This window comes from Eubacterium album (assembly GCF_025336545.1).
Taxonomy (GTDB): Bacteria; Bacillota; Clostridia; order Lachnospirales; family Lachnospiraceae; genus Eubacterium_U; species Eubacterium_U album.
This window is the reverse complement of sequence record NZ_JAODBU010000013.1, coordinates 70,624-87,610: the sequence shown is the minus strand read 5'-3', so window position 1 is coordinate 87,610 and position 16,987 is coordinate 70,624. Positions and strand designations below refer to the sequence as shown.

Annotated in this window: 16 protein-coding genes and 1 tRNA gene; 15 read left to right on the top strand and 2 right to left on the bottom strand. The window is 33.5% G+C overall.

Annotated features, from left to right (window positions below; translation table 11 throughout):
• Positions 1–113 precede the first annotated feature (113 nt).
• The 15 genes from N5B56_RS12350 (at position 114) to N5B56_RS12280 (ending at position 15,444) form a co-directional block, all read left to right on the top strand.
• On the top strand, positions 114–902 hold the full coding sequence (locus N5B56_RS12350) for a TatD family hydrolase (protein WP_022089426.1): 789 nt from the start codon (positions 114–116) through the stop codon (positions 900–902).
• Between the two features lie 16 nt (positions 903–918).
• Positions 919–1,782: a 16S rRNA (adenine(1518)-N(6)/adenine(1519)-N(6))-dimethyltransferase RsmA gene (gene rsmA / locus N5B56_RS12345; RefSeq protein WP_117910746.1), complete on the top strand. Its 864-nt coding sequence runs from the start codon at positions 919–921 to the stop codon at positions 1,780–1,782.
• 77 nt (positions 1,783–1,859) lie between these two features.
• The gene (locus N5B56_RS12340; RefSeq protein ID WP_260979093.1) at positions 1,860–4,511 is read left to right on the top strand and encodes a translation factor GTPase family protein; all 2,652 of its coding nucleotides are present in this window, start codon (positions 1,860–1,862) and stop codon (positions 4,509–4,511) included.
• Positions 4,512–4,584: 73 nt separating this feature from the next.
• The gene (locus N5B56_RS12335; RefSeq protein WP_260979092.1) at positions 4,585–5,364 is read left to right on the top strand and encodes an N-acetylmuramoyl-L-alanine amidase family protein; all 780 of its coding nucleotides are present in this window, start codon (positions 4,585–4,587) and stop codon (positions 5,362–5,364) included.
• A gap of 37 nt (positions 5,365–5,401) precedes the next feature.
• Positions 5,402–6,040, top strand: a complete 639-nt coding sequence (locus tag N5B56_RS12330; protein WP_022089432.1) for a sortase — start codon at positions 5,402–5,404, stop codon at positions 6,038–6,040.
• A 216-nt stretch (positions 6,041–6,256) separates the two neighbouring features.
• Positions 6,257–7,963 (top strand): Cna B-type domain-containing protein, encoded by a 1,707-nt coding sequence (locus N5B56_RS12325; RefSeq protein WP_260979091.1) that lies wholly within the window; start codon positions 6,257–6,259, stop codon positions 7,961–7,963.
• 127 nt (positions 7,964–8,090) lie between these two features.
• Positions 8,091–9,647: a SpaA isopeptide-forming pilin-related protein gene (locus tag N5B56_RS12320; RefSeq protein ID WP_260979090.1), complete on the top strand. Its 1,557-nt coding sequence runs from the start codon at positions 8,091–8,093 to the stop codon at positions 9,645–9,647.
• A 246-nt stretch (positions 9,648–9,893) separates the two neighbouring features.
• Positions 9,894–10,757, top strand: coding sequence for a class C sortase (locus tag N5B56_RS12315; protein ID WP_260979089.1), 864 nt, complete (start codon positions 9,894–9,896; stop codon positions 10,755–10,757).
• The gene (locus N5B56_RS12310; RefSeq protein ID WP_260979088.1) at positions 10,714–11,523 is read left to right on the top strand and encodes an LPXTG cell wall anchor domain-containing protein; all 810 of its coding nucleotides are present in this window, start codon (positions 10,714–10,716) and stop codon (positions 11,521–11,523) included. Before N5B56_RS12315 ends, N5B56_RS12310 begins: the two co-directional genes overlap by 44 nt.
• Positions 11,524–11,683: 160 nt before the next feature.
• Positions 11,684–11,757, top strand: a tRNA-Pro gene (locus tag N5B56_RS12305).
• Between the two features lie 204 nt (positions 11,758–11,961).
• Complete coding sequence (locus tag N5B56_RS12300) at positions 11,962–13,029, top strand: L-threonylcarbamoyladenylate synthase (protein ID WP_022089446.1); 1,068 nt, start codon at positions 11,962–11,964, stop codon at positions 13,027–13,029.
• Between the two features lie 16 nt (positions 13,030–13,045).
• Positions 13,046–13,501, top strand: a complete 456-nt coding sequence (locus tag N5B56_RS12295) for an arsenate reductase/protein-tyrosine-phosphatase family protein (RefSeq protein ID WP_022089447.1) — start codon at positions 13,046–13,048, stop codon at positions 13,499–13,501.
• Positions 13,502–13,522: 21 nt separating this feature from the next.
• The gene (gene upp, locus N5B56_RS12290; RefSeq protein WP_022089448.1) at positions 13,523–14,152 is read left to right on the top strand and encodes a uracil phosphoribosyltransferase; all 630 of its coding nucleotides are present in this window, start codon (positions 13,523–13,525) and stop codon (positions 14,150–14,152) included.
• A 199-nt stretch (positions 14,153–14,351) separates the two neighbouring features.
• Entirely contained in the window at positions 14,352–14,843 is a 492-nt protein-coding gene (locus N5B56_RS12285; RefSeq protein ID WP_260979087.1) for a deoxycytidylate deaminase, read from the top strand.
• 166 nt (positions 14,844–15,009) lie between these two features.
• Positions 15,010–15,444 carry a hypothetical protein gene (locus tag N5B56_RS12280; RefSeq protein ID WP_022089450.1) on the top strand — a complete coding sequence of 145 codons (435 nt, stop codon included), beginning with the start codon at positions 15,010–15,012 and terminating at the stop codon, positions 15,442–15,444.
• Positions 15,445–15,696: 252 nt separating this feature from the next.
• On the opposite strand, the gene N5B56_RS12275 is transcribed toward N5B56_RS12280, so the two are convergent.
• Both N5B56_RS12275 and trhA read right to left on the bottom strand, forming a co-directional pair.
• Complete coding sequence (locus N5B56_RS12275) at positions 15,697–16,065, bottom strand: hypothetical protein (RefSeq protein ID WP_022089451.1); 369 nt, start codon at positions 16,063–16,065, stop codon at positions 15,697–15,699.
• A gap of 96 nt (positions 16,066–16,161) precedes the next feature.
• Positions 16,162–16,842 (bottom strand): PAQR family membrane homeostasis protein TrhA, encoded by a 681-nt coding sequence (trhA, locus tag N5B56_RS12270; protein WP_022089452.1) that lies wholly within the window; start codon positions 16,840–16,842, stop codon positions 16,162–16,164.
• Positions 16,843–16,987 lie beyond the last annotated feature (145 nt).

Sequence of the window (16,987 nt, the reverse complement as noted above, 5' to 3'; positions counted from 1 at the left end):
GGGTCAAAAGCCCCTCAATTTGGTGATTGCAGATTTTTTAGAGAGACACTGCAAATGACGATTGCAAAATTATGATTATAAATTGAAGATAATCAACGAGTGGAGGAAGAATCATGATAATTGATACACACGCACATTATGATGACGAAGCATTTGATAAAGATAGAGAAAAACTATTAGATTCTATGCAAAACAGAGGAATTGAATATATTGTAAATGTGGGAGCAAGCATTGCATCATGCAAAACAACAGTTGGTCTTACAAGAAGATTCCCTAATGTATATGGGGCGCTTGGAGTTCATCCCGACGAAGTTGCAAGTCTTACAGATGAGGATTTTGACTGGTTGAAACACGCAATTTATAAACCTAAGATTGTTGCAGTGGGAGAAATAGGACTGGATTATCATTGGAATGATAACAGAGATGAACAGATTGCCTGGTTTGAAAAGCAGATGGAACTTGCAAGAGAAGCAGAGCTTCCGATAATTGTTCATAGCAGAGAGGCAGCTAAAGATACTTTAGATGTTATGAAAGCTTCGAAGGCAGAAGAAATCGGAGGAATCGTTCATTGCTTTTCATATGAAAAAGAAATGGCACGTGAATACATTGATATGGGATTCTATCTGGGAATCGGAGGAGTAATAACATTTAAGAATGCGAGAAAATTACGTGAAGTAGTTGAATATGCTCCAATGGAAAATTTAGTGTTAGAAACAGACTGCCCATATTTATCACCTGAACCAAACAGAGGCAAGAGAAATTCATCATTGAATATTCCGTATATTGTTAGTGCAATTTCTGAAATAAAGGGAATAACTCCTGACGAAGTTGTAGAGATAACAAGCAATAATGCAAAGAAAATATATGGAATCGGATTAGATGATGTAGACAGATTAATATAGAAAATGAGGAAACAGAATGGCATATTTAGGAAGCCCGAAAGCAACATTAGAAGTAATAAATAAATACGGATTTGCATTTCAAAAGAGATTCGGACAGAATTTTTTAATTGATTCTAATATATTAGAAAATATTGTAAGTGCTGCAAATATTACAAAAGAAGATTTTGTATTAGAAATTGGTCCGGGAATAGGAACAATGACACAGTATTTGTGCGAAAATGCAAGAGAAGTAGTTGCAGTGGAAATTGATAAGTCACTTATTCCGATACTTCAGGATACTTTAAGCGAATATAATAACGTAGAAGTGATTAATGAAGACGTCTTAAAAGTGGATATTAAGAAATTGGCAGAAGAAAGAAATGACGGAAAGCCAATTAAGGTTGTTGCAAATTTGCCTTATTATATAACAACTCCTATCATAATGGGATTATTTGAAAGTGGAGTGCCAATTGACAGCATTACAATTATGGTTCAAAAGGAAGTCGCGGACAGAATGAAAACAGGTCCCGGTTCAAAGGACTATGGAGCTTTATCATTAGCCGTTCAGTATTATGCAACAGCAGATATAGTGCTAAAGGTTCCGGCATCATGTTTTATGCCAAAGCCAAATGTAGATTCTGCAGTTATAAAACTTACAAGACACAAAGATACTCAGGTAAAAGTAAGCAATGAGAAATTAATGTTTAAGATTATACGTGCTTCATTTAACCAAAGACGTAAAACATTGGCTAACGGATTGAAAAATTCACCGGAATTAAATTTTACAAGGGAACAGGTTACAGAGGCACTTGTTTCAATGGGCAAATCAGAAAGCGTAAGAGGTGAAGCGTTTACGCTGGAAGAATTTGCAAAATTAACAGATATACTAAACAGTAAATAATAACGAAAAATCAAGTCAGGAATGATGTGAAGAACAGAGTTCTTGACTTATTTTGATATATAGAGGAGAACAGGCGTATGAAACAATTGATATTAGGAATTTTGGCACATGTAGATGCAGGAAAAACTACATTGTCAGAGGCTTTGTTATATACAACAGGAAACATAAGGAAATTAGGAAGAGTTGACCATAAAGATGCATTTTTGGATACATATTCCCTTGAGCGTGAGCGTGGAATTACAATATTCTCAAAGCAGGCACAGTTAAAGTGGAAAAATGAAAATGAAGAAATAAACATGACTTTGCTTGATACTCCGGGGCATGTGGATTTTTCTGCGGAAATGGAAAGAACACTACAGGTTCTTGATTATGGAATCTTAGTTGTCAGCGGAAGTGATGGAGTTCAGGGGCATACAGAAACTTTGTGGAAACTTTTAAAAAGATACAACATCCCTACATTTATATTTGTTAATAAAATGGATTTAGCTGGTAGTGATAAAAATCATATAATGGAGAATTTGAAATCAAGACTAGATACAAATTGCGTAGATTTTTCTGATTATGAGAAGTCAGATGATAATTTTCTTGAAAATGTTGCAACATGTGATGAAAATGCCCTTGAAAATTATATGGATACAGGTGAAATATCAAATGAGGAAATAACTAATCTTATTGCAGAAAGAAAGGTATTTCCATGCTTTTTTGGTTCAGCTTTAAAGCTTGATGGCATTGAACTTTTATTAAATGCAATGGCTAATCTTACTAAGAATAAAAGTTATTCGGATGAATTTGGAGCAAGGGTATATAAAATATCAAGAGACAGTCAGGGAAACAGACTTACACATATGAAGGTTACAGGCGGAGTACTTAAAGTTAAAGATGTAATCAATGATGAAAAGGTTAATCAGATTAGAATTTATTCAGGAAACAAATTTGAGACAAAAGATAGCGTAAAAGCAGGCGAAGTGTGTGCTGTAACAGGACTCGAAAATACAAGACCGGGACAGGGAATCGGAAATCAGGAAGGAGAGAGTATTCCGGTATTAGAGCCGGTTTTGACATATCAGATTATTTTACCTGAAGGATGCGATGCTCATAGTACATTTAACAAATTAAAGCAGTTAGAAGAGGAAGACCCGCAGCTTGATATTGTGTGGAATGAAAATTTGAAAGAAATTCATGCAAGACTTATGGGAGATGTTCAGATTGAAATTTTACAGAGTCTTATAAAGGAAAGATTTGATATAGATGTGACATTTGGACAGGGTAGCATTGTGTATAAGGAAACCATCAAAAATAAGGTGGAAGGAATAGGACATTTTGAACCGCTTAGACATTATGCGGAAGTACATTTGCTTCTTGAGCCGGGAGAACCGGGTAGTGGTATGGTGTTTGAAACTGCATGTAAGGAAGATGATTTGGACAAAAACTGGCAAAGATTAATACTTACGCATTTGTATGAAAAGCAGCATATTGGTGTTCTTACAGGTTCGCACATTACAGATATGAAGATAACACTTATTGGCGGTAGAGCGCATGCAAAACATACTGAAGGTGGAGATTTCAGACAGGCAACTTATAGGGCGGTACGAAATGGATTAAAACAGGCAGAAAGTATTTTGCTTGAGCCATATTATGAATTTACATTGGAAGTACCTACGGAAAATGTGGGTAGGGCGATGAATGATATAAGCCAGATGAAAGGGGAATTTGAAACACCGAAGACAAATGGCGAGGTTACGGAAATTACAGGGTATGCACCTGTATCAACTATGAGTGGTTACATTACAACGGTAAATACTTACACAAGAGGACGAGGAAGACTATATTGCAAATTGGCGGGTTATATGCCTTGTCACAATGCGTCGGAAGTCATTATGGATATTAATTACGACAGTGAACGTGATGTAGAGAATCCAACAGGTTCAGTATTTTGTGCTCATGGTGCAGGATTTAATGTTGAATGGGATAAAGTAAAGGATTATGCACATGTAACAACTGATAACTTAAAGGATAATGATTATGAAGAACCGGAAAAATTTGTACCGGTAAAGCAGCCTGAACCAGGGAAAAAGTGGCAAATGGGTGCAAGTTATGCAGAGGACAAGGAATTACAGGCAATATTTGAAAAACAGTTTGGTCCTGTTAAAAGACGTTTGGCGAATGAATCAGGATTTGGTTATACGGATAATCAGGGAAGTGGAAAGAGAACACAGAAGGAATATGTTTATAAGGAAAACAAAAATAAGAAAAATGAGAAAAAATATTTGCTTGTGGATGGTTACAATGTAATATTTGCATGGAATGAATTAAATGAACTTGCACAGGTCAATCTGGATGGGGCAAGACTTAAACTTATGGATATTATGAGTAATTATCAGGGATACAAGCAATGCGAGTTAATACTTGTATTTGATGCATACAAAGTTAAGGGAAATATAGGAGAGGTTTCAAAATACAACAATATAAATGTTGTCTATACAAAAGAAGCGGAAACGGCAGACACATATATTGAAAAAGTAACTAATGAAATCGGGAAAAAATATCAGGTTACGGTTGCAACCTCAGACAGACTTGAGCAAATGATTGTGTTGAGCAGGGGAGCAGTTCGTATGTCATCAAATGAATTACTTCAGGATGTTATGGCTGTGCATGAAGCAGGCTTAAGACAATACAAATCATCTCAGAAGATAGAAAAGAATTATTTGGATGAATTGATTAATAAATAATCATATTTTAATCGCTAACTGCATATATTTGTATAAAGTCAAATATCGAATTGAATAATTCGGAAAAGAGTAAATGACGAATATAATTAATTGGATGAAAACGAGTTTTACAAATATGTACGAAATACTAAAAAGAAATATAAAAATTGAAGCGGTTATGGCATTTCTTTTGCTGATGTCGATTACTATGATTGCCTGTAATATGGAAAAAATCGTGGAAAGCGATAATAAAGAAACTAAGAAACAAGAGCATAAACCATTTAGTGGTTACACAATAGTTATTGACCCTGGGCATGGAGGAATTGACCCCGGGAAAATAGGTATAAATGATGCACTTGAAAAAAATATTAACCTATCCATAAGCCTGTACATAGAAGAAATTTTAAAAAACACAGGAGCAAAGGTTGTGCTTACAAGGGAAAGTGATACCGGACTTTATCAGGAATCGGATGGAAATAAAAAAAGGGCCGATATGGAAAAACGCTGTGAAATAATAAATAAAGAGTATTTGGAAAATGAAAAAATAATAGTTGTAAGCGTTCATCAAAATAGTTTTACTTCGGAAAATGTAAAAGGAGCGCAGGTATTTTATTATCGAAATTCTGCAGGTGGTACGGAACTGGCGAAAATAATGCAGACAATATTAAACGATAATATAAATATAAACAATAAAAAAGAAATCAAGGAAAACACCAGTTATTATATGCTGTTACATACAAAATGCCCTACAATAATAGTGGAATGTGGATTCTTAAGCAATTGGGACGATGCAAATAATTTGTCGTCAGATGAGTATCAAAAAAGAATGGCAGGTCTGATATGTAAAGGAATCGAAGAATATTTGAAAAAATAAATTGAAAAATGTTAAAAAAGTTGCAGGCAAAAATAAAATGAAATTAAAAAAAGGAAAAAATTTAAAAAAGCCAAAAACATTTATAGCAAAAATTACAATTGTCATGGGGTGCATTTTGCTTGGAACAGCAGGCACCCTGACAATTAAAAATACTATAGAAAATCGAAATGCAGGTATATCTTCTGAAAAAATAATCAACTATATGGAAAACAAAAATAATGAATCTGGATATTGCGATAATAAATCTAATCTGACAGATAGTTACTCTGAATCTGATAAATTCATAGAATTTTCAAGTGAAAAATATGTAGGAATATTAATTATTCCGTCTCTAAAAATCAAACTCCCAATAAATGAAAAATGGTCATACGAACAGTTAAAGAAAACTCCGTGCGTATATAGTGGAAGTGTGGGCAACGCAGGATTTGTTTTAGCTGCACACAATTATTCAACGCATTTTGGAAAAATAAAATATTTGCGAAAAGGCGATGAAATTATATATAAATCCGCAAACGACTCCACGTTTTCCTATAAAGTAGAAAGTGTGGAAAATTTATTGCCCACACAGGTCGAAAAAGTAATAAGTACGGAATATGATTTGACCTTGTTTACATGTACATTTAATGGACAGGCAAGAGTTGTTGTGAGATGTAAAGATGTAAATATTATAAAATAAGATGTCGGATTCAAAAGCCCCCACGACTTTGATGCCTACGGATTGTTCCGTGCTAGGCATTCCATCTCATAATCCCCATTCGCAAAAATCCCACTTTATGGAATTAAATTTGGAATATTTGGCAATAATGCTTCATATGATAACAAGCAGAGAAAAACAAGACAAAATCTAATTGAAAATACAATTGCCAAATATAAAAGTGGGAGAGATATGATCATGAAAAAAATAATCCAAAAAAGTAAAAAAATAATAGCAGTAGTAAGCATGTGTTTAATATGTGCTACGACATTTGCAGGCGAAGCAGTTATGCTAAATGCAGATGTGAATAACAGTCAGAAAACCGAGTCTATAGTAAATTTTGCGGCAAATGATATTCCTGTGCCGGACGCTACGATAGTATCAACTGACAAAGTATTTCCGTACAATCGACTTCAGGTCAAAGATATAGATGGAAATGCAAAAATTGTTGAGGCAGGAGAAGGAGTCAGAGCTTATCAGGACGTAAGTCGCGAAAGTATGAAAGGCGATGTATGGAATGGGACATGGAATGGAGCGATAAAAGGAATATACGCTTCATTTAGTAATAAATACAATGGGATAGCGATTCAATGTAAAGGTTCTAATCCTAATGCAAACAATTATAAGACAGATATGAACGCCGGATGGAAAAATAAAGATTTGGATGTAGAAACAACTACAATGAATTTTAAAGTCAAATATTTTGAAGTTGGAACATACGATGGAAAGCCGGTAGGAGCTTATGCAAATATAAAAGTTACACCATTTAAAAACAGAACGTCAAAAAATGCAACAACTACAGGAAATGTAGGAGAAGGATGGAATTGGGGTAAAAATAACTATGGACCATATTCATATTATCCGACAATTCAAATAAGTAAATCGCTATATAGTGGCTGGGTATGGCAGAATGTAAAAGAATTTCATGTTGATTTGGAGTTTTATTATTTAAACACAGATGGAACATTTGGAAACAAAATTGTTCTAAATGACATAGGAACAGTTGACAGTCCGGTTGCTGATTATTACACAATAAATTCTCTTAATCCGGCGGATGTTCAGGAAGGGGAAAATCCGGCAGCATACTATGGACCAGAATATGTAGTTCCACAAAATCCGCAGAATGTAAAAGCATATGTTTATTCAGGAAAATTTTCAAATACCATTCCATGGAGCAGTAATATTGTAGAAATGTATAAAGACAGCGGAAACAGATTTGGAACACAGTATGGTTATAACGGCGGAACAAATCCGTGGAGTGGAGATATTTATGACAGCACATTTGAAGTGCCTGATAATTGGCTTCAAAATTCAGTTACAATTATGCCACAGTCAACGTCTAACGCTTTCAGTTTTACATTGGGAAATTTTATGAGGTATCCGGATAACGGAGGAGTTCCAAGAACAAATCAGGTGTGGGCATCATTTAGCACGACACCTCTTGGAAGTAAAATTGACAGACCCTTAATAGATTTAAATATATATAAAAAATGGAAAGGAACGGAGCAGATTCCGGATTCCATAGAAGTAGAAATCTATCGAACAATCAAATATAAAGATTCCACAGAAGAAAAAACAGAATATTTTAACACAGTTACAGTTAAAAAAGAAAACGGATGGAAAGAATCCGTAGAAGGGCTGCTTACAAGAGATACAATAGGAAATCAGTTTACCTATAGTGTAAAAGAAATTAGTGTTGCGGGATTTGCTTCAGAATTTACATCAAAAACAAATCAGGCTACTGCAACAAAAAATGCAAGCACAACTTATACAATAACAAACACAAAAATATATGAATTGCCGGATGCCGGAGGTATAGGTAGTGAACCGTTTGTAAAAATCGGCCTAATAATTATGTTGTGTGCCGTAAGTGTTTTAGTTGGTTGTTTGCAGAAAATAAAATAAAATTTTCTAATAGAATGATGGAAAGTAAGAATAGAATATATGAAAACTTTCTAAAGCAAAAAGCATGTACCACATTTGAATTTATAAAAACAAATGTGATTACAAATAAATAAAAAAGGAGCATTAAATGAAAAAAGTATCAAAACTTTTAGCAGTTGTAATGGCATTTTCTATTATGGTTGCATTAAATGTAGCTGTATTTGCCACAACAACAAAGACAGACGGTACAAAAGCTAATGTTGTAAATGGAGGAGAAACAGTAAAGATAAATGTTTTAACAGGAAATGAAAATGATGTGTTAAATGCATATAAAGTAGTTGAAACCATTTATGACAAAGATACAAATACAATAAACCGAAATTTTACGGCGACATTTGAACAGTTTACGGCTGCAAATACAGAATACAAAACAATGACAGTAGATGATTACGTTAAACTAAACGAAACAAAATTAAAAGAAGTGTTAGGAAAATTTGCTTCTTATGTAAGAACAAATAGTGTTAACCCTGAATATGTATCTACAAACATTTCAAACGAAGAAAAAGCTGAATTTGAAGCTGTAGCAATGGGACAGTACATTATTGTTGGAAGTGGAAACACAAACGGGGCATACATTTATCAGGCTGTTACAGCAGAGGTTGAGCCATTTGTTGAAAATGATGAATATAAAATATATGAACAGTATTCGGTAAAAATGAAGGTAAGTAAGCCTACTGTAGAAAAAAATATTATAAATGGCACTGCGACTGATGGAAACAGACAGACAGCAAGTGTAGGGGATGTTATCACATATAAATTAAGTGCAGCAGTTCCTGTTTATCCGAAAGGTGCAACAGATACTACATTATATATAGGAGATGAACTTTCAGAGGGACTAACAATAGATATAAATTCTATTGTAGTTAAAGGTGAAAATGGAGAAAATTCAAAAGGTTTAATAAATGGAAATGAGTACACAGTAAAACATGAAGGACAGAAATTTTATGTAGATTTTAATTACGGAAAAATTAAAACATATACAACCGTGACGGTAGAATACAAGGCAACATTAAATGAAAAAGCTAAAGTCGGAACAGCAGTTGGAAATGAAAATATTGTAAATTACGTTTACAAAAACTCACCATTTGATGGAACAACATATAATTCTGAAAATACTGACAGACCAACACAAAACACTCCGGGATTTGGAAATGATGATGACAAAAAAATTGTTTATACATTTGGCGTAGCCATCGAAAAGATTGATAAAGATAATAATGCAGTAAAACTTAAGAATGCAAAGTTTAAGTTATACGATAATAAGGAATGCAAAGGTGATGCAATCAAAGAGATTGTAACTAATGAAAATGGAATTGCTTCATTTGAAGGATTAAAAGCCGGAAAATATTATTTGGTAGAAACTATGGCTCCGTCAGGTTACAAAAAATTATTAGAGCCAATTGAAATTGTTGTAAATGCAGCCAGTGGAATATACACAATCACAGCCGACAAAACAGAAATTACAACAGATATAGAAAAAGAAAACGGATACAAAAAGGTTACAGTTGAAAATAAAAAAGGAGCAACACTTCCAACTGCAGGTGGAATGGGAACAGCATTATTTGTAGCAGGCGGATTAATAATTATGTTAGGCGCTGCGACAGGTGTTTATGTAATTAGAAGAAAAACAGTTAAAGAAAGATGATAAACTGTTTCCCAAAATATATTTTTTAAATTTCATATGAAAAATTTTGAACTATAGAATATTAAAAATAAACCTAAGACAAATATTGGGGCAAAGGTTAAAGGTAATCTTTCATATAAAGATTATAAGTTTGTATCGGTTCGAATCCTCTATAAGCTTAACTATAAAGCTAATCTTGCATATGAAGATTAAAGCCTTTAACTTTTGACTCCCAAATAAACTAAAAATGGCAATAGGGAGATAGTTATGAAAAGAAAAACGACAACGATAGTATTAGTTATAATTTTTTTGATAGGTTTCTCCGTGTTACTATATCCGGTAGTTAGTAGTTATGTAAACCAAATGGATGCAACAAAAGCGACTGAACAATATGATGAGCTAATGAAAAAAATGGAGAATAAAAAGTCAGAAAGTATATTAAATGAGGCTAATTTATATAATGAAAATCTGACAAAAGATAATTTAGAATATAAAAACCAAGAAGAAAATAAATATGCCGACATTTTAAATGTAGACGATTCAGGAAGCATGGGTTATATTTCCATACCAAAGATTAAGGTGAAAATTCCAATAAAGCATGGGACTACAGATGAAGTACTAAGTAAATATGTAGGGCATTTGGAAAGTTCATCTTTACCTGTAGGAGGAGAAAGTACACACGCCGTACTTGTAGCTCACAGAGGGTTGCCAAATGCAAAATTATTTACTGATTTGGATAAAATGGAAATTGGTGACAAATTTCAAATTACAGTATTAAATAAAAAATTATTTTATCAGGTGGAAGAAATTTCAGTAGTAAAACCTGAAGACATTTCAAAATTAAGTATTGAAAAAGATAAAGATTATGTGACTCTGGTTACATGTACGCCATATGCTGTTAATACACACAGACTATTGGTAAAAGGGATACGAATAGACGAAGATAAAGCAGAAAAATCAGACAATGAACAAAAAGTAAATCCGTGGAAAGTAGTAATAATAGCACTGGCTTTGGTGTTGATTATAATGACATTATTTGTAATAACATTTGCAGTGTGCGTAAATAAAGGAAAGAGGGTGTATGAATATGAGAGAGAAAGCAATAAAAAACACAATAATTTGTGCGTATAAAAATTTAAAATCTAAAGCATATAAGAAAATTGTAATGGCATTAATGATATTTATGGCTGTTATACAGGTTGGAATTATATCAAATAATAAAATAAAAGCAGCTCAGACTGAAAACAATCAGTATGAAATAAACATTGCTCTTAAAAATGAAAATGTCATATTTGCAGATAGAGAAGTTAGAATTTATAAAATTGCAGAAAAAAACGAAAATGATGAATATATTCTTTCAGGGGCATTTGCAAAATATCCGATTGAAGTAAATGACATAAAAAATAATTACGACCTGAGCAAAATTGCAAATACGATTTCAGGTTATATTAGTTTAGATGGAATATCGGCAGATTATGTAGGAACAACAAATGAACAGGGAAAAATGAAATATGAAAAAGCAAAAGATGGTATGTATTTAATGCTTATTGATGCTTGTGTGGAACAGGATAAAATGTATGAATTTGTTCCGCAGATAATTGCAATTCCATATATAAATGACAATAATGAATTACAACAAAGCATAGATGTGGAACCTAAAAGCATATCAAAAAACATAGAAAGCAAAGAACAGGAAAGTAAAAAAGATGAGCGTAAAAGAAAAAACAAAGGAAATACATCTGAAAAGCAAAGCAAAGAAAATGATCAAACAACAACAGCTAAATATGACAACAAACTTCCACAAACAGGTCAGGACAGAGCTATAGCAGTCATATTGGCAACAGTTGGGTTGGTAATGATTGCAGGGGGAGTGGTGGTTATTAAAAGGAATAGGTGAAAAGCTTTTAATAATTTATAATAATAAATTCTATATTTAAAGGAATTGTGAACCTTTAAGTATAGAATTTTTTGCCTGATTACGGTATGATTGAACTTGAAAATACTAATATATATGATAAAATATAAAAGATAAAATACATTAAGAAAAATTTTTTAATCGGTGCGTGGCTCAGTTTGGTAGAGCGCTGCGTTCGGGACGCAGAGGTCGCAGGTTCGAATCCTGTCGCACCGATTTTTTAGTGCAAAAAAACAATATTTTATTATTGATATAAAAGCTGTAGTCTATATGAAAAAGCAAATTTTGCATTAAATACAATGCCCTGCAAAACATTTGCAATACATCATAATATTTGTAATTTAGTACTATATATGGTATTATAAAAAATGAGTATGGGCTTACGTAGAATTTAGAAAAATTCAGTAAAAGAGGCAAAAAATGGATACTTTAATTGTAAAAATGAATTCAGAAAATATTGATAATGAATCAATTAAAAAAGCTGGAGAAATAATAAGAGAAGGTGGACTTGTAGCATTCCCTACAGAGACTGTATACGGATTGGGTGCCAATGCATTAAATAAAGAGGCAGCTAAGAAGATTTATGCGGCAAAGGGCAGACCGTCCGACAATCCATTAATTGCACATATAGCAAATGAAGAGATGCTTAAACCGTTGGTAAAAGAGATTCCGGAAGTGGCAAAGAAACTTATGGATGCTTTTTGGCCGGGTCCAATGACACTTATTTTTAATAAAAGTGATATTGTTCCAAAGGACACAACGGGAGGATTGGATACAGTTGCTATAAGAATGCCAAATCACCCGATTGCACAGGCGCTTATAAAAGAAGCAGGTGTTAGCATAGCAGCACCAAGTGCAAATTTATCAGGAAAGCCAAGTCCTACATTAGGAGAACATGTTATTGATGACATGGATGGCAGAATTGATATGATTATTGACGGTGGAATGGTAGGAATGGGGTTGGAGTCAACGATTATTGACGTAACAGTTGAGCCGCCTATGATTTTGCGCCCAGGATTTATTACAAAAGAAATGTTAAAAGAGGTAATAGACCAAGTAGAAACGGATAAGGCGATTCTTACAAAGCCTACGGACGGACTTAGACCGAAGGCTCCAGGTATGAAATATAGGCATTACGCACCTAAAGCTGATTTTCGAATGTACGATGGAGAAGAAGAAAAGGTTGCGAATGAAATAATTAAAGTTGCCAATGAAAAGGATTCACAGGGATACGTTACGGGAATACTTACATCAGACCAGAATAAACATTTTTATGAAGGAAAGGTAAATGATGGAGTAGTTATAGTGTCTCTAGGGGACTTGGACAAGCCTGAAACAATTGCAAATCATTTGTTTAAAGCACTGAGAGATTTTGATAAGATGGAAGCTCAGTTTATTTTTGGAGAAACATTTTCCAGAAAAGATGTAGGTGATGCGATTATGAACAGACTTACTAAGGCAGCAGGTTATAACATAATAAACTTATAGTATATTTGGAGGCATAATGGATTATTCAAAGATTATCTTCGTAACGAAAGATGATACATCAAGAGGTCCGTTGGCAGCGGCCATTTTAAGACAGAAGATGCCAATAGAACCAATTGAGATTGAATCCAGAGGCTTGATTGTATTGTTCCCGGAGCCGATAAATCAGAAAGTTGAAGCGATAGCAGCGGCAAAAGATTTAGACGTAAAGGGATATGCATCACAACAATTAAGTGAATCGGACTTTGGAAAAGATGTGTTAGTTTTAGTATTTGAAGAAAGTTTAAAGCCTACTGTATATGAAGAATATGCGGAGGCACAGAATGTTTACACATTCAAAGAATTTATAAATGAGTCAGGAAATATTGCGGACCCTTATGGTGGAGAATTGCAGGAATATGGCAAGTTATATGATTCATTGAATGAATTAATGAGAAAATTGGTTTACAAATTAAGAGTACCAAAATTAAGCTAAAAAAGATGGAGGAAGTAATAAATGGCAAAGACAATGGTAATGGATCACCCATTGATTCAGCACAAGATTGGAATTATCAGAAGAAAGGAAACAGGAACAAAAGATTTCAGACAGTTAATTAGTGAAATTGCAATGCTTATTACATATGAAGCAACAAGAGAATTAGAATTAACAGATGTTGAAATTGATACACCAATTTGCAAAACAACAGTAAAAGAATTAGGTGGAAAGAAGTTAGCAATAGTTCCTATCTTAAGAGCCGGTTTAGGAATGGTAGACGGAATGTTAGCAATGATTCCATCAGCAAAAGTAGGACATATCGGACTTTATAGAGACCCTGTAACAGTAAAACCTGTTGAATACTACTGTAAATTACCTGAAGATTGTGAAAACAGAGATGTATTTGTAGTAGACCCAATGTTAGCAACAGGTGGTTCATCTGTAGCAGCAATTCAGATGTTAAAAGATAAAGGTGTAAAAAATATCAAATTTATGTGTATCATAGCAGCTCCTGAAGGAGTAAAAGCAATGCAGGAAGCACATCCTGATGTTGACATGTTTATCGGAGCATTAGACGAAAAATTAAATGAACACAGCTATATAGTACCAGGATTAGGAGACGCTGGAGACAGAATATTCGGAACTAAATAAGCACTGCATCAATAAGTAAAAATACGTTTTCTTGTGCTAGCACAAAAGAAAACGTATTTTTGCTTATTGATATAGCGCGCATGCGCGCGACCGAAATGAAGCGAAGCGGAATTGAGGTGCAGTGCTTATTTAGAAAGAAGAAGGACTGAAGCGCGCATGCGCGTGCTTATAGGTTTTATGACAACAAGGAGGTATATGTATGCGAAATTATAAAAGAAAAGACTATATATCCTGGGATGAATATTTTATGGGCGTTGCATATTTATCATCTATGCGTTCAAAAGACCCGAATACTCAGGTTGGAGCATGCATAGTAAGTCAGGATAATAAGATTTTATCTATGGGATACAACGGACTTCCTGTGGGATGTGACGATGATGAATTTCCATGGAATCGTGAAAGTGACAGCCCGTATGACAATAAATATTTTTACACAACACATAGTGAATTGAATGCAATATTAAATTACCGAGGTGGAAGTTTAGAAGGAGCAAAAATATACGTGACATTATTTCCCTGTAATGAATGCGCAAAAGCAATTATCCAATGTGGAATAAAAGAAGTTATTTACGATCAGGACAAATATGGAGATACGCCAGGGGTAAAGGCGTCGAAACGAATGATGGACGCTGCAGGTGTAAAATATACTCGCTATAAAAAATCAAATAGAATTATAGAAGTGGATTTATAATTTGCACATATTTTAACTGCATAGAAAAGAGATATGCGAATACAAAAGAGGGAATTATCCAAATTAAATGACGCAAAGTATAAATTGTTTTTCATTATGATAGACGTCGATAAATTTAATAAATTTTCTAAATTTGGTTAATATAAAAATAAAAAGGATTTAGAAAATGAAAAGTATTGATACAATAAAGTTGTTGCAGGAATGCGATGCCGGGACCAAAATGGCGGTAGCGTCAATAGACAATATGCTTGATAAAGTAGGAAGTCAGCAGTTGAAAAATGTACTAGAAGAAAGCAAATCGCATCATGAAAGTCTAGGAAATCAAATTCATGATATGTTAAATGAAAGAGAAGCTTTTGAAAAAGAACCAAATCCAATAGCAAAAGGAATGTCTCGTGTGAAAACAGGTGTAAAAACAACAATGGAAAGCGGAGATGCTACAATTGCGGATTTGATTACAGATGGTTGCAATATGGGAATTAAATCTTTGCACAAATATTTAAACCAATATGAAAAAGCTGAAAAAAATGCTAAAGAAATGGCAAAACAAATAATAGAAATAGAGGAAAAACTCAGGAGTGAAGTCGCAGAATATTTATAGTGGCAAAATTAATAATAATTGCATACAATGTAAATAGGCAAGAATACTTGCTAGATTTAAGCACGTCGTTACTTTGAGTGCAAACTTTTAATTTAAGTGCTTCACTACTTTGAATGTGAACCTTTATTTTGAGCACTTGGCAGCTTAAAATGCGAATCATTATTTTTTTAGGGAGATAAAGTTCTTATCTCCCTGTTTTTGTGTATTATATGAATTAAATTTTATCGCTTGTAAAAACAAGCACGTCATTTACTATTGATTTCTTCTTTGAATTTCATATAAAAGAAGAACCATAATTGTATCTTTTAACCAATCATCTTCGGGATATATTATGCAGACATCATTTTCGCAGGCTGCATTTTCCATATGAACAATCTCAAAAATTCTATCCCTGATACCTAAAAGTCTGGTTTTATCAGGATATTCGTCGTACATAGGACTGCCGACATAATCCATTTTATCGCACTCTTCTTCTATAGTACTTTGAATTTTTGCAAAAGCTTTAGGGTACATTTCCTTAACATAATCAATTTTGTTAGAAAAAGAAGAATCCATCTTGATAAAAAAGCCTTCACTAAGTGAACTTTGCTGTATATAAACGGGTATATAATTATAAATCATTTTCAAATCCGACTATTTTCTTAATATATCTATATGACAAAATAAAAAATAACGTGATTGAAAAATAGACAAAATTCACATTAAAGCGTCAGAAAATTATTGTGGTAACGCATAAAGTAAAATTGCAAAAAAGTGAAGGATGCTTCCAAGTAAAATAAATAAATGGAAGATAGAGTGCATATATCTGTGGTTTTTTCCAAGACCATATAGAACAGCACCAACAGTATAAGCAATTCCACCGGAAACAAGTAATACAACTCCACCCATTCCCATAACTTCAAATGTCTGTCTTATAAAGAATATTATGCACCATCCCATGGCTAAATAGCAAATCATGGAAAATACGTTATATTTCTTTAAATCTATAGCAGTAAGCGTACATGCAACTACTGCACAACCCCAGACAATACCAAATAAAACCCATGCGATAACAGGATATTTAGGCATCATTGCAACAAGTAGTACAGGAGTATAACTTCCTGCAATTAAAAAGTAAATAGTGCAATGGTCAAGAACCTGCATAACTTTTTTGGCTTTGCCCGGTTTCAAACCGTGATAAATACTGGACATTGCATATAAGTCAATAAGAGTAATTCCATAAATGATACTACTTATTACACCGATAGCACTTCCATGTTTAGCTGCCATAATAATACATAATACCATAGCTGCTATGCCCAATGCTCCCCCAACAATGTGGGATACCATATTAAAAATCTCTTCCCCTTTTGTGTAATCAGGGAGTTCTCTGTCGTCTAATTTAATTCTTTTAGCCATTTGACACCTCCAAAACATAACATGTAGTATTCAATACTACATCAGTATAACACAGTGAAATTTATAGTCAACAGTAAAATTCAAAAAGAAAAATAGAAAAAATTATAAAAAGGTATAGACAATTTGAAAATATGCATATATAATG